Source organism: Uliginosibacterium sp. TH139 (genome assembly GCF_002855595.1).
Classification (GTDB): domain Bacteria; phylum Pseudomonadota; class Gammaproteobacteria; order Burkholderiales; family Rhodocyclaceae; genus Uliginosibacterium; species Uliginosibacterium aquaticum.
Map to the genome: position 1 here is coordinate 221,177 of NZ_PKRR01000001.1, position 15,082 is coordinate 236,258.

Below are 15,082 nucleotides of genomic sequence, written 5' to 3' on the forward strand. Positions count from 1 at the left end.
GGCTGGAAGGCCGCGCTGCGAAGAGGCGACTACTCGGCTTCGGCCGGCAAAGGCTCGCCGAGCGCGGCTTGCGGCAGCCTGCGCCGCAGGGCATGGAAAGCCCACAGCACGATCAGCCACAGCGGGATCAGCGACACGGAGATGCGCGTGTCCGGCGTCAGCCACATCACCACCAGGATGCCCGCCATGAAAGCCAGGCACAGGTAGTTGGTCAGTGGCGCGGCCCAGCTGCGGTAGCGCGGCGTCACGCCACGCTGCGCCATGGCCTGGCGGAACTTGAGGTGAGTGATGCTGATCATCGCCCAGTTGATGATCAGCGCCGCCACCACCAGCGCCATCAGCAGGCCGAAAGCCTTGCCGGGCATCAGGTAGTTGAGCAGCACACAGCCTGCCGTCGCTGTGGCCGACACGCCCAGCGCCGCCACCGGAATGCCGCGCCGATTGACCCGCGCCAGCGCCTCCGGCGCGTTGCCCTGCAGCGCCAGGCCCAGCAGCATGCGGCTATTGCAATACACGCAGCTGTTATAGACCGACAGTGCAGCGGTCAGCACCACCACGTTCAGCACCGTGGCGACCAGATCCGAATCCAGCGCATGGAAGATCATCACGAAGGGGCTTCCGCCCTCCTGCACCTTGTCCCACGGGAACAACGACAGCAACACCGCCAGCGCGCCCACATAGAAAATCAGGATGCGGTAGATGACCTGATTGGTGGCCTTCGGAATGCTGTGCGCCGGGTCATCCGCTTCGGCTGCGGTGATGCCCACCAGCTCCAGCCCGCCGAAGGAAAACATGATGATCGCCATGGCCATCACCAGTCCGCTAATGCCGTGCGGAAAGAAGCCGCCCAGTTGCCACAAATTGCTCACGCTGGCCTGCGCACCGCCCTGGCCACTGATCAGCAGATAGCCACCAAAGCCGATCATGCCGATGATGGCCAGCACCTTGATGATGGCGAACCAGAACTCCATCTCGCCGAAGAGCTTCACATGCAGCAGGTTGATCGCATTGATCAGCACGAAGAAGAACAGCGCCGAGATCCAGGTCGGAATGCCGGGCCACCAGTACTGCACATAGATACCCACGGCGGTCAGCTCAGCCATGCTCACCAGCACATACAGCACCCAGTAATTCCAGCCGGACATGAAGCCGGCCAGGCCGCCCCAATAACGGTTCGCAAAATGGCTGAAGGAGCCCGCCACCGGCTCCTCGACCACCATCTCGCCGAGCTGGCGCATGATGAAGAAAGCCACCAGGCCGGCAATCGCATAGCCCAGCAACACCGCCGGACCAGCCAGCTTGATGGTTTGCGCGATGCCGAGGAAAAGCCCGGTGCCGATGGCACCGCCCAGCGCGATCAGCTGGATGTGGCGATTCTTGAGGCCTCTCTTCAAGGCCGGATTTTTCTCGTGTGCAGACATGGATCTCGATACCGGAAGCAAATGAAGATGCATGCAGAATTCCGCACAAACCATCCTCAAGGATCCGAAACCTTACACGATTCGTGCATCAAGGTCTGCTCATCCGATCCTGCTGGATTGCCCCGGCTCAAATGTAGGCGTGCTCAGTTTTCCTGGTACGCCCGCTCGATCAGAGCCTTGGCTTTCTCGAAGTCGGCGGGCGTGCGAAGGGTCAGCTCCAGATCGCCAGTTCCCCAGTGGCCAATGTGGGTCACGTCACGGGAAAAGCCCTATGGCCGAGGAAATGCCGAAGTTGTTCAGCTCAGGATCGATGCCTTTGAGGAACACCTCCGGCTTGAGAGCCATATCTTCGGGGTACCACTTCCTACCAAGGTAGGCCTCAAAGCCCTCGCAAACCACGCCTACCAAACATTTCTCTGAAGCAAGCTCCTCAACTGTCTTGTGATCCGCAAAGACGCCGCGGATACACACTCGCTTTCTCCAAGCAACGGCTACGCAGGCAGCCAGGTAGGCGCGTGCTTTCCAGTAGCTGAAGGTCCAGTTGTTGAGCAGGTGATAACGGTAGATCGGCTTTTCGCCGATGGCGCCAATCGTCTCCCTGAGAATGATCAGTGCCTGCCCTTCCCTCTCCTCGGAAGCCAGCAGGACTCCATCCAGGTCACCATCTGGATTTGCTTCGATCAGTGATTGCAGGAAACCTTCGACCTGCTCGGGATGCTTATAGAAGTCATGGCCGTCGTAAGCTTTCTCTTCCGCACCGTCTAGCCATTCACGGCGAACGGCAAACAGATTGCAGGCCGCTTGCAGCGCCGTCTCATCGAGCTTCGGCAGCAGCTCTGCTTCGCTCTGCACATCCTTCAGAGTCAGCCCATGACCGAAAAAACGCGGGATCTGGTTGCGATGAACTCCATGTGCCTCAAACAAACGGAAAAACCGGCCTGCAACAGACTCGGGCGCTTGCTTGCGCTTCGCGCGCAAACTACGCACCCATCCCGCCAGTTTCTCCAGGATGTCGATGCCGGTCTTGATATCGGAGAGACCGATCATCATCTTCCCTTGAGCAGCCTACTGCACATCCCAGTTGGTGAGCTTGGTTTTCAAACGCTCCACCGTATGGCGCCACTTCGGGGTGGTGGGTTTGCACACTGTGTTCTGGTTACCGAACAGACCGACTTCATTCACCGCCTGCCGGGCTTCACGCGTATCGAGCCACTGCACCCGGACAAAATACTCGGCGAGATCGGGATCATCCGCATGTTGGCGATAACGCTCACCATGCTGCAGCACCTCCATGGCAAGCCGCTCGCCCTCCGACGTATCGAGCTTGAAGCTGCTGACCGGCTGCACGGGTTCCAGCACACGCCCCACGCCCACATAGCCCGTACCGGGAATCTTCACCCACACGCGGTCGCCCGGTTGGAGCAGCTTGAGCGTCTGGCTGTACCAGGCCCCGCCACCGCCGCTGATGAAGCCATAGCGGCGGGCATCCTCCCAGCTGCGCCCACTACCAAACGAGACATAGAACTCCCCATTCCAGGGCTCACGCGCCTCACCCGCACCGCCGCTGGTTTGTGCCGCATTCACCTGCGTCTCGCCCGGATCAATCAACCAGGCGCGGCTCAGCAAGGGCTCGCCCTTGTGCTCGAAGACCTGGAAGAACAGCACATTGATCGCGATGTCGCGCGCATTCAGGTAGGCGACGATGCGCTCGGTCGAAGGGTCCAGCTCGGCCGCCACCAGAATGATCTGGTGCGTCTGGTTCAAGGTCTCTTCATCGAGCGGGGTGCCAAAGCGTTTTTCGAAGTCTGCATCCAGACTGCCACCGTTCGAAAAGCGCGCATAGATCTGCACCAGGCGATCCGGGGTCAGCTCGGCGACCCACGATGCGTAATCCAGCGCCTGCGCCACCACCTCGCGCGGCGTGCGGTCGCGTTTTAGCTCGATCAGCACCAGCGAACCATCCGGCGCAATCGCCAGCAGATCGATACGCCCACCATCCTGCGTATGCACCTGCCGACCGATCAACATCCACTCGCTGGAGAGAATGCGTGGATCGCGCACGATCATGTCTTCGAGCTGCTGCTCGCTGGTCAGGCGCGTCGTGTTGAGCTGGGTGGGCGTCTCGCCGACGCGCCAGATGGCGTGGTGGATGGGCATTTCGCGTATCTCTTGGTCTCAGAAATCAATCGTCAGCTGGCGTCACACACCGGAACTCCAACCCTCAGACAATCTTTCCGCCTGCTCCAGCACCAGGCGGATCGCTTCTTCCTGCATGTCCGGCGGGTATTTGTAGCGACGCAGCGTGATGCGCACCAGGTTGCGCAAACGCGCACGCACGCTCTCACGCTTCTGCCAGTCGACTGACGTGCTGTTGCGCAGCTTTTCGGTGACCTCTATCGCGATCTTCTTCAGTGCCTCGTCGCCCAGCTCACGCACCGCGCTCTCGTTGTCGGCCAACGCATCGTAGAAAGCGAGTTCGGAATCGTTGAGGCCCAGCTTGTCGCCGCGCATTGCAGCTTCACGAAACTCCTGCGCCATCGCGATCAACTCTTCGATGATCTGTGCGCTCTCCACTGCGCGGCTCAGGTAGCGATTCAGCGCGGCCTGCAAGCGCTCGCTGAACTTGCGCTCCAGCACCACGTTGGTTCGCATGTGCGACTTCACCTGGTCGTTGAGCAGCTTCTGCAGCAGCTCCACGGCGAAATTGCGTTGCGGCAGCTGGCGCACTTCTTCGAGGAAGGCGTCTGACAGGATGCCGATGTTCGGCCGCTCCAAGCCTGCGAGCTTGAAGATATCTTCCACGCCCTCGGCCACCACCGCGTTGTCGAGGATCTGCTTGAGCACCGCATTGCGGCTCTCCTCGGTCAGCTTCGCGTCCGATGTCGTCGCCTTGGCAATCACCGCGCGGATTGCCTGGAAGAAGGCGATCTCCTCGCGCAGCGGCAGCGCCTCGTCCAGCGTGCCGCACAGCGAGAAAGCCTTGGTGATCGCCAGCACCACGTCGGCCCAGCGCTTCTTGCCTTCCTCCTGCCCCAGCACGAAATTCGCAGCGGGCAACAAGAGTACGGCCGCCTGCGTGCGATAAGCGCTGAAGTCGAAGCCATGCAACTGGTGCCGTGCCACCTCCATCAATTCCTTGAGCTTGGCCAGTGCCTCGGCCGCGTCCAGCGTCGGCTGGCCCTTGCCCTTGCTCTCGGTGTAGGTGCGCAGCGCGCTGCGCAGCTCGGCGGCGATGCCAATGTAGTCCACCACCAGGCCGCCTTCCTTGTCGCGGAACACGCGGTTCACGCGCGCAATGGCCTGCATCAGGTTGTGGTCGCGCATCGGCTTGTCGATGTACATGGTGTGCAGGCAGGGCACATCGAAGCCGGTGAGCCACATGTCGCGCACAATCACCAGCTTGAGTGGATCGGCCACATCCTTGAAACGCCGCTCCAGCAGCTTCTTGGTCTGGTTGTTGTAGATGTGGGGCTGCAGCAGCGCATCGTCTGCGGCTGAACCCGTCATTACCACCTTGATCGCGCCTTGCGCCGGGTCGTCGCTGTGCCAGTCCGGGCGCAGCTCGACGATGGCCTGGTACAGCCGCGCGCAGATTTCGCGGCTCATCGCCACCACCATGCCCTTGCCTGCCACCGCCTCGTTACGGGCCTCGAAGTGCTGCACGATGTCGGCTGCCACCTGGTCGATGCGCGGCTGTGCGCCCACCAGTTTTTCCAGCGCGGCCCAGCGGGTTTTCTCCGCCTCTTTCAGCGCCGCGTCTTCCTCGTCCTCAAAGACCTCCTCCACATCGGCATTGAGCTGTTCCATCTCCGCCGGGTTGAGGTTCAGCCGGGCTAACCGGCTCTCGTAGAAGATCGGTACCGTCGCGCCATCGTCCACCGCATCCTGAATGTCGTAGATGCTCACGTACTCGCCAAACACCTGACGCGTGTCGTTGTCAGTGCCCTCGATGGGCGTACCCGTGAAGCCTATGAAGGTCGCGTTCTTCAGCGCGTCGCGCAGATGCTTGGCAAAACCGTACTTGTAGCGACCGGTCTTCTTGTCCAGCACCGCGCGGAAGCCGTACTGCGAACGGTGCGCCTCGTCGGCGATCACCACAATGTTGTGGCGGTCTGATAGCAGGGGGAAAGTCTCCTCGCCCGCATCCGGCGTGAACTTCTGCACCGTCGTGAAAATGATGCCGCCCGAAGGCCGCCCAGCCAGCAGGGTGCGCAGCTCCTCGCGGTTGCCCGCTTGCTGCGGCAGCTCGCGCAGCAGGCTGCGCGCGCCGACAAAGGTCTCGAACAACTGGCCGTCCAGATCATTACGATCCGTCACCACCACCAGCGTGGGGTTGTGCATTTCCTTCTGCTGCATCAGCTTGGCCGCAAAGCACAGCATCGAAATACTCTTGCCCGAGCCCTGCGTGTGCCACACGATGCCACCCATGCGCGAGCCCGGCTTCACCTTGTCGGCATAAGTCGCCCACTGCTCCTGCAGCGTATTCACCGGCACTGGCGTAGCGGCGATCACCGCTGCGCGCACAGCCGCGCGCACCGCATGAAACTGGTGATAGGCCGCGATCTTCTTGACGATCTGCCCATCGCTCATTTCGAACAACACGAAGTAGCGCAGATAATCGAGCAACAACTCTGGCGCGAAGAAGCCGCGCACCACCTTCTCCAGCTCGAACTCCAGCAGCGGCCGGTCGTTCTCGTTCCGCACCGTGCGCCAGGGCAGGAAGCGCTCGAAGTTCGCCGTCAGCGAACCCACGCGCGCCTGCAGCCCATCCGAGATCACCAGCGCCTCGTTGTACACGAAGAGATCCGCAATCTCCTCCTTGTAGGTACGCAACTGGTTGAACGCATCCTTGATGCCCACCTGCTCGGCCGCGAGGTTCTTCAGCTCGATCACCGCAATCGGCAATCCATTGATGAAGCACACCAGATCCGGCCGCCGCGGCCGCACACCTTTCTGGCTTTGGCCCTGAATCGTGAACTGATTCACCACCAGTAAGTGGTTGCGCTCAGGGTTCTCGAAGTCGATCAAAACCGCACGATCACCGCGCCGCTCACCCTCGATCTCCACCTCGACCTGCACGCCGCTCACCAGCGCCTCGTGGAAGGCGCGATTGCTCTGGATCAGCGAGGGGTGCTCAGGCTTGGCGAGCTGATGCGCGACCTCGTCGAGCACCGATGCAGGCAACTGCGGATTGAGCCGCACCAGCGCCTCGTGCAACTCGCCCTGCAAGAGCACCTGACGGTAGTCGCTGCGCTCAGGCGTATCGCTGTCAGGCGCAATGTCCGGCCCGGCACGATAGTCCCAGCCGGTGTCCTGAAACCAGCTGAGGGCGAGTTGTTCGAGGTCGTTTTCGGTCATTCCAGAACCTCACCCTCTTCTCGTGGCGGACGTGGAAGCGCTTCTATCAATGCATCCACCAACGCATCTCGCAAATCAACAGGGTAGTCGTGTCGTCGCAATACAGCGCGAGTTGCCGTTCGCATCGACGCCAATATGCTTTCCCTTCGGTCCCAATCGGGAAGCTGGGTATTTCGAAGAACCTCTGCCAGTTCCAGAACCAGAGAAGGTGAATCACCAAGCTGAACATTGCTGATGCCAGCGTGCTTCAGCAGTACGCTGAATATGATTTCTGTCGGCGGGGCAATTCGATTCGTAACGGGCTGTAGTTCCTCAACGAGCGGTTGAACTTGCGCGATAGCATCGACCTGAACTTTTTGTTCCTCTTGGGTCGACTTGGAAAATTCAGCCACCAAGGAATTGCAATAGCTTGCAGCGCCGATCAGATCGGGGAACAGGCTCGCGTAGTGAACGTTCATCATCCGGAGATGACGCAGGCACTCGTCGCGATCCTTGTTCGGGATGTAGATCTTGCAGAGGTACCTGGCGAGTTCTTCATCTTCTTTATCCTCATCAACCTCGCCTAGCACTTCGTCTTGCAGTGAGTTGATCAAGACGTTTTCGAACGTATCTCCATACGCTGACAAAGTGAAAAGGCCCGCTTGATTCACCAACCGGCCATGATCGTCCTTGCGTGGCTCGACAATCGTAACCTCGGGACAATGCCCATCGTGCTCAACATGAGTTTTGTTCAGCACATAAATTGCGCGAAATGGATTTTCTTCAGAAGCATCGTCATCGGCAAAAGCGAAAAACAGTGCGACATAGATCGAATAGCTCCAGTCCAGCAAAGGTGTATGCAAGCCGTGATGCTGGCCTACAGACCAAAGCTCCTTGGTGTTTTCGTCGTCAATGTCTACCAGCGTATGGTCCGATATGCGGCCACGTATCGCATGCCGGAAAAGTTTGAGCTGAGCATTTGCAACTTCTTGCGTGATGATGCCACGCGAATCTAGGCGGCCAAGACTCGGTGTGAGAGACCAATCGAAACGACGTGACCCACGGAACACAAGCTGCGTTTTTTGGCGTTTGAAGAATGGCTCTTCGATGATCTTTGCTATGTCTCTCCAGCTATCTAGTTTGGTCGCAGGAACACGACCACCACCCATCTCGCCCGTAGATGCGAAGTTGGGCCAACAAGGGACTTTCTCAAAGTACCTGACTGCTGGAGTGTCTTTCGGCTCGCTCATCAGTCGTCAATCTCCTGAATCTCCAGCTCACCGGAAAGCAATTTTGGAAGGAGCGTGTCACGAATCTTCGATAAATTTTCCGACTGTTCAGAGTTCGAAAAAATCTGCCTACGAATACTCATCGCAATATTGTCGAATGCTTCTCGTAACTCGCCGCACGGAAATGAAGTAAACAACCGATATGCATTGTTGCGATTGAGCCCCGGTACAGCAGCATCTGTATTCATGTCCTCCAAACCCAAGGTCTGTAGCAGGTAATAGCAGTAAGTCAGTTGCGCTTTAGGTTTTACGTAGAAAACCGTATCAATCGGAAAAGAAGCTCCGTCTTCCCAATACAAACTTCCCACAGTGCCTTTGCGGCCAACAATGACCGTAGGCCCGTCGACGAGGGATTCGTTGTGGAAGCCCGTTACTCCCCCGGACCCATAGACTGGAAATGGTCCTTCTACTCGATCCGCTGCCTTCAACGCCTTGCCATAGGCCAGCTCCAGAACATCATCCAATCTTGTTGGATACCAACCCTGAGGAATCTCTCCAAGCTCCGAGTCCTCGAAACTATCGGGAAACAGAGCGAGAAGTTCGGGGGTGAGGCCGAGGCGCTGGCAGATGGATTCGGTGGGTTCGCCGCTGGCCTTGGCGCGGACGGGATCGAAGTCGACGAACCAGGACTGGAAGATCGCCCGCGCCATGGCTTCCAGCGTTTCGTTCATGCGACGGTTCATTTCGATTTTGTCGTCGAGAGAGCCGAGAATATGTCCAATGTATTTTTGAGCTTCATATGAAGGTAAAGTCAGATTGACTTTTCGTAGCTCGCTTTGTCGGATTCCAACAACCGTAGTTCCAGTTGCACGTGAGCGAAGCTCTTCCTGAACTGACTGTGATTGCAGCAAGAACTTCAAGAAATTCTGATCGAGAACTCCAGGCTTCCCGCGCAACGTAATGATGCGTTGAGCGAGTGCTACCTTGCGGCCATCAAGCTGAGCGACTTCACCCAATGGAGCCTCAGTGGTCATCACCACATCGCCAGCCTGCGGTATACCGCGTGACATCCAATCGTCGTAGTCAGTCTCGGCAATGAACTCGTCTGGAGTTTCTATCCGTCCACCCTTGACCACTTTTGCAGTAATCAATGGCACGCCGAATGTCGTCTTGTTCGGTGACTTGCCACGGTAGTCGATGATTGCTTCCATGCAATCTTCCAAGGCAAGCGTTTGCCACTCACTCATCGCTGCCCCCTACATCCCCACTCAACTCCGCCTCAATCTGCTCAATCGTCGGCAGGCTGCCTTCCAGTTCCTGCGGCAGGGCGCGGGTGAGCTGGGTTTCCCATTCGGCGACGCTGATGGGCTGGGTGCTGCCCGCCAGCGCGTATTCGACGAGCACGCGGTTCTTCTCGCGCACCAACAGCAGGCCCAGCGTGGGTTTGTCGTCGGGGTGGGCAAGCAGGCGGTCGACGGCTGTCATGTACATGCCGAGCTGGGCGCCGTCGCCGGGGGCGAACTTGCGTGCCTTGAGTTCGATGACGACATAGCGGCGCAGCTTGAGGTGGTAGAAGAGCAGGTCGAGGTAGAAGTCGTCGTCGCCAATCTCGAGATGCACCTGGCGGCCGACGAAGGCAAAGCCCTGGCCGAGTTCGAGCAGGAATTTCTGGATGTGCTCGATCAGCCCTTGTTCGAGTTGCTGCTCGCGGCGCGGGGCGTCGGTGCCGAGAAAGTCGAACAGGTAGGGGTCTTTGAAAACCTGCGCGGCCATGTCGGATTCGGGCGGCGGCAGGGTGGCGGCGAAGTTGTGCTGAGCCTTGCCCTGGCGCTGGTGGGCGAGGCTGCGGATCTGCAGGTTGAGCACGTCGCGCGACCAGCCGTGTTCGAGCGTGCGGGCGGCGTACCAGAGGCGGTCTTGGTCGTGCTCAAGCTTTTCGAGCAGCACGATGTTCTGCCCCCAGCTCAGTTGTGCAACGGTCCGTTGCACAAGTTCGCGATCCGGCCAGGCGGCGGCAAAGGCGCGCATGTACTTGAGGTTGCGCGGTGAGAAGCCTTTCATGTCGGGGAAGGCCGCGCGCAGGTCGGCGGCCAGCCGGTCGATGACCTTGCTGCCGTAGCCTTGCTCGGCTTGCTTGTGCAGGATGCGCTGGCCGATGTCCCAGTAGAGCTGGATCATCACGCTGTTGCTGGCGAGCACTAGACGCAGGCGTTCGCCTTGGATGCATTGCTTGATCTCGGCAAACCATGCGGCGTAGTCGGCGGGCAGGTCGCCGGCCGGAGCGGCCACCGGGAACATGGCGCTGCGGTCGACGCGGCCGAGTTGGCGGCGTTCGTCGGGCGTTGCGTCGTCGGTCGCCACGCTTGCTGTCGGCGCCTTAGCGGCCTTGCGGGCGGATGCTTTCTTTGGCGCGATCATGGTGTGGTGCTTGTGCAAAGCTTCGTTGCACAAGTGATGGCTTCAGAGTGCATAGCCCAGCCCGGCGAGGTTTTTGCGAATCTCGGCTTCGAGACGGGCGCTTTCCTTGAATTGGTCGCCGAGGGCAGCGGTAAGCCGGGCCATCTTGTCTTCGAAGGCTTCGGCGTCGACTTCCTGCGCGGCGGCGCCAACGTAGCGGCCGGGGGTGAGGACGTAATCGCTCTTGCGGATGTCTTCGAGTCTGGCGGCCTTGCAGAAGCCGGCTTCGTCGGTGTAGCTCTCGCCACGCTGCCAGGCATGGAAGGTGGCAGCAATCTTCGCGATGTCTTCGACTTTGAAGTCGCGCAGCACGCGGTCTTTCATGTAGCCGAGATTGCGTGCGTCGATGAACAGCACTTCGCCCTTGCGATTGCGGCTGGCCTTGCGCTGCGCCTTGCTGCGGGTGAGGAACCAGATACAGGCGGGAATCTGCGTGTTGGTGAAGAGCTGGCCGGGCAGCGCGACCATGCATTCGACGAGGTCGGCGTCGACGATGGTTTTGCGGATTTCGCCTTCGTTGTTGGTGTTGCTGCTCATCGAGCCGTTGGCGAGCAGCAGGGCCATCGAACCATGCGGTGCAAGGTGGTGGATCATGTGCTGCATCCACACGAAGTTGGCGTTGCCATCAGGCGGCGTGCCGTATTTCCAGCGCGGGTCGTCTTCCTTCACGCCCTCTTTCCAGGCCTTCATGTTGAAGGGCGGGTTGGCCATGATGAAGTCGGCGCGCAGGTCGAGGTGCTGAGGCTTGGTGTAGGTGCTGGCGGGCTCTTTGCCAAAGTCGAAATCCAGCCCGCGAATGGCCATGTTCATCGAGGCAAGGCGCCAGGTGGTGGGGTTGGCTTCTTGCCCATAGATGCTGATCTGGCCGATCTTGCCGCCGTGCTCGACGACGAAGCGCTCGCTCTGCACGAAGAAGCCACCCGAGCCGCAGCAGGGGTCATACACGCGACCCTCGTAGGGTTCCAGCATTTCAACGATGAGGCTGACGATACTCTTGGGCGTGTAGAACTCGCCCCCGCGCTTGCCTGCGGCAATCGAGAATTCGCCGAGAAAGTATTCGTAGATGTGGCCGAGGATGTCCTTGGCTTTGAGCGAGGCGTGGTTGAAGGGGATCTTGGAGAACTCGTCGATCAGGCCCGGCAGGGATTCGTCGACACGCCAGCGTGCGTAGCTCTTGTCGAGCACGTTCTTGAGTTTGGGGTTTTCCTTTTCGACTGCTTCGAGCGCATCGTCCAGCAGGCGGCCGATACCTTTGAACTTGTACTCGTAGGTCTTGCCGTTCTTCACTTCGAGAACGGTGTCGATGGCGACCTTGGCGTTGTCCTTGATGAAATCCCAGCGCGCGAGGGCGGGTACCCAGAAGACATTTTTCTCGGTGTAGTAGTCGCGGGCTTCGAGCTCCTGCTCGATCAGCTCGCCTGCATCGTCACCGAGGTAGTAGTCGTTGGCGGGGTCCTTGAATGCGGCTTCCAGCTCGGTGCGACGTTCCTTGAAAGCGTCGGAGATGTACTTGAGGAAGACGAGCCCCAGCACGACGTGCATGTACTCGCTGGGGTTGACTGAGCCACGCAAACGATCAGCCGCAGACCAGAGCTGTTTGTCGAGATTGTTCAGGAATTGCTGTTCTTCGTTATTCATTGGGTGTTGAAAGCTTTCAGGCAGAGTCCCTTAAGCACAAAAAAATCGGGCGCCATAGGCGCCCGTTCATTGTGCCAGAAATAGTTATACGTCTATGTTGCGAGCATTCAGCGCATTGCGCTCGATGAAATCACGGCGTGGCTCAACCTGATCACCCATAAGCGTGGTGAAGATTTCGTCCGCAGCAATCGCATCGTCGATCTGCACCTTGAGCAGGCGGCGCACGGCCGGGTCCATGGTGGTTTCCCACAGCTGCTCGGGGTTCATCTCGCCGAGCCCCTTGTAACGCTGCTTGCCAAGGTTGCGTTCGACTTCGTTGAGCATCCAGGTGATGGCTTCGCTAAAGCTCTTCACCGGGCTGGCCTTGTCGTTGCGGCGCATGGTTGCGCCTTCACCGATCAGACCGTTGATGAGCTGGCTGGCACGGCGGATGGTGACGTAATCGCCGGAGACGATGAATTCCGGATCGATCACTGTGCGCTTGATGTTGCCGTGATGCATGCGCTCAAGCGTGAGTTGCCAGGCTTCGTGAATCTCGTTGAACTCGGCAATCACCGTGACATTGACCGGTGCAACGACCTGCAGACGCTGGGCGGAGGCCCGGGTAGCGGCTTCATCCACAAGGCTCAGCTCGATATCGTGGGCCATGGCGGCTTGCAGCACGTCTGGATCGATCCAGCTGGTGAGGCGGTTGATGACGGCTTCGGCGAGCAGGTAGGCACGGGCCATTTCTTCGAGGGCCGTGCCTTCGATGGGCGTTGCGCCTTCGCGCGGCAGCAGCGAAGCGCCATCAAGGGAAAGCTTGAGGAGGTGACCAGAGAGCTCGTGATCGTCCTTGATGTACATCTCGTTGCGGCCGTGCTTGATCTTGTAGAGCGGCGGCTGAGCAATGTAGATGTGGCCACCTTCGACCAGCTCGGGCATCTGGCGGTAGAAGAAGGTGAGCAGTAGGGTACGGATGTGGGCACCGTCAACGTCCGCATCGGTCATGATGATGATGCGGTGGTAACGCAGTTTTTCGGGCTTGTAGTCGTCCTTGCCGATGCCGGTGCCGAGCGCGGTTATCAGGGTGGTGATCTGCTCGGAGGAAATCAGCTTGTCGAAACGCGCCCGCTCGACGTTGAGCACCTTGCCGCGCAGCGGCAGGATGGCCTGGAACTTACGGTCACGGCCTTGCTTGGCGGAACCACCGGCGGAGTCGCCCTCGACGATGTAGATCTCGCACTTGGTGGGATCCTTTTCCTGACAATCGGCGAGCTTGCCGGGCAGGCCGATGCCGTCCAGCACGCCTTTGCGGCGGGTCATTTCGCGAGCCTTGCGGGCCGCTTCGCGGGCACGCGAGGCTTCGACGATCTTGCCGCAGATGGTCTTGGCATCGATCGGCTTTTCGAGCAGGAATTCGGCTAGCTTGGCGGCTACAACTTCTTCCACCGCCGGACGGGCTTCGCCGGACACCAGCTTCATCTTGGTCTGCGAGGCAAATTTCGGATCCGGCATCTTGACCGACAACACGCAGGCGAGGCCTTCACGCATGTCATCACCTGAGATATCGACCTTGGCTTTCTTGGCGATCTCGTTTTCTTCGATGTACTTGTTGATGACGCGGGTCATCGCCGCGCGCAGGCCGGTGAGGTGGGTTCCGCCGTCGGACTGTGGGATGTTGTTGGTGAAGCACAGTACCTGTTCCTGGTAGCTGTCGTTCCACTGCATGGCAACTTCGACCGTTAACTCGACGTTCTGAACCTGGCCGGTAGTCACCAGCGTAGTGCCCGCGGCGTAGAAAACGTTCGGGTGCAGGGTGGTCTTGGCGCGGTTGATGTAGTCGACAAAGCCCTTCACACCACCGGAAAAGGCGAAATCCTCTTCCTTGTTGTTGCGCTGGTCGACCAGCTTGATCTTCACACCATTGTTCAGGAACGAAAGCTCGCGCAGGCGCTTGGCAAGGATTTCGTAGTGGTATTCGATCTTGCCGAAGATTTCCTCATCAGCCAGGTAATGAACTTCGGTGCCGCGCTTTTCAGTGTCACCAATCACCTTCAGCGGCGAGACTTCGACGCCGTTCTGGATCTCGATCTCACGGTTGATCGCTTTGCCCTTGTTGAACTCGATGAAGTGCTTCTTGCCATCACGACGCACGGTGAGACGCAAAAACTTGGAGAGCGCATTCACGCAGCTCACGCCCACGCCGTGCAAGCCGCCAGAGACCTTGTAGCTGTTCTGGTTGAACTTGCCGCCAGCATGCAACACGCACATCACGATTTCAGCTGCCGAGCGCTTGGGCTCGTGCTTGTCATCGAACTTGATGCCGACCGGAATACCGCGGCCGTTGTCGGTGACCGAGATCGAGTTGTCGGTGTGGATGGTCACCACGATGTCGTCGCAGTGGCCGGCCAGTGCTTCATCGATAGCGTTATCGACCACCTCGAACACCATGTGATGCAGACCGGTGCCATCGGAGGTATCGCCGATGTACATGCCGGGGCGCTTGCGCACGGCTTCCAGACCTTCGAGCTGCTGGATGCTGTCTTCGTCGTAGGCGGGTTGCTGGTTCTGTTCGGACATGGTGTTCCTGTTTCAGGGATATTCGATGGGCAGGATCAGGCGCTTACTTGCGCGCCTGTTCGCTAGCGTCGATGAGGATCAGGCGGCTGTCGGCGTTGAATACCAGCCGGCCCTCACCCTTGTAGTAGCTTTCGGTACTCCAGGCATCCGAGCCGAAGTAGTAGGGCAACCAGCCCACGCCACCGGACTGGGCATCCACGGCAGCAGGCCTGCCGATCAACTGCTCGACTTCGCTGCGGCTCATGCCGATCTCGAGGCGGACAAAACGCCCGCCAGCAAGTGGCTGACCCACGATACGACCGGCCAGCTGCTCACGTCCGCTGATCTCGCGTACCTGCTCCCGGGCTGCGTGAGGCGGCAAGGGAGCAGGCGCAGAGCAAGCCGTGAGGATGGCCGCGCAAAGGATCAGGAGGCAACGAAGCAAGGCTGCATCCATGC

The 15,082-nt window shown here is 59.4% G+C and carries 10 protein-coding genes; all 10 read right to left on the minus strand.

The features are described from left to right. Positions 1-29: 29 nt before the first annotated feature. Positions 30-1,421, minus strand: a complete 1,392-nt coding sequence (locus C0V76_RS00985; RefSeq protein WP_101940500.1) for an amino acid permease — start codon at positions 1,419-1,421, stop codon at positions 30-32. A 255-nt stretch (positions 1,422-1,676) separates the two neighbouring features. Further along, a complete protein-coding gene (locus C0V76_RS00995; protein WP_101940501.1) occupies positions 1,677-2,471 on the minus strand; it encodes a hypothetical protein in 795 nt (264 codons plus the stop codon). Positions 2,472-2,486: 15 nt separating this feature from the next. Then, positions 2,487-3,578, minus strand: coding sequence for an endonuclease NucS domain-containing protein (locus C0V76_RS01000; protein WP_101940502.1), 1,092 nt, complete (start codon positions 3,576-3,578; stop codon positions 2,487-2,489). 42 nt (positions 3,579-3,620) lie between these two features. Next, positions 3,621-6,779: a type I restriction endonuclease subunit R gene (locus tag C0V76_RS01005; protein WP_101940503.1), complete on the minus strand. Its 3,159-nt coding sequence runs from the start codon at positions 6,777-6,779 to the stop codon at positions 3,621-3,623. Further along, positions 6,776-8,008, minus strand: a complete 1,233-nt coding sequence (locus C0V76_RS01010; protein WP_101940504.1) for an FRG domain-containing protein — start codon at positions 8,006-8,008, stop codon at positions 6,776-6,778. Before C0V76_RS01010 ends, C0V76_RS01005 begins: the two co-directional genes overlap by 4 nt. After that, positions 8,008-9,198 carry a restriction endonuclease subunit S gene (locus tag C0V76_RS01015; RefSeq protein WP_216821614.1) on the minus strand — a complete coding sequence of 397 codons (1,191 nt, stop codon included), beginning with the start codon at positions 9,196-9,198 and terminating at the stop codon, positions 8,008-8,010. The genes C0V76_RS01010 and C0V76_RS01015 overlap by 1 nt, the downstream gene beginning before the upstream one ends. A 28-nt stretch (positions 9,199-9,226) precedes the next feature. After that, on the minus strand, positions 9,227-10,405 hold the full coding sequence (locus C0V76_RS01020; RefSeq protein WP_254048163.1) for a YhcG family protein: 1,179 nt from the start codon (positions 10,403-10,405) through the stop codon (positions 9,227-9,229). Between the two features lie 42 nt (positions 10,406-10,447). After that, the gene (locus tag C0V76_RS01025; protein ID WP_101940506.1) at positions 10,448-12,082 is read right to left on the minus strand and encodes a type I restriction-modification system subunit M; all 1,635 of its coding nucleotides are present in this window, start codon (positions 12,080-12,082) and stop codon (positions 10,448-10,450) included. Positions 12,083-12,166: 84 nt separating this feature from the next. Next, on the minus strand, positions 12,167-14,644 hold the full coding sequence (gene gyrB / locus C0V76_RS01030) for a DNA topoisomerase (ATP-hydrolyzing) subunit B (protein WP_101940507.1): 2,478 nt from the start codon (positions 14,642-14,644) through the stop codon (positions 12,167-12,169). A 43-nt stretch (positions 14,645-14,687) separates the two neighbouring features. Further along, on the minus strand, positions 14,688-15,080 hold the full coding sequence (locus tag C0V76_RS01035) for a hypothetical protein (protein ID WP_101940508.1): 393 nt from the start codon (positions 15,078-15,080) through the stop codon (positions 14,688-14,690). Positions 15,081-15,082 lie beyond the last annotated feature (2 nt).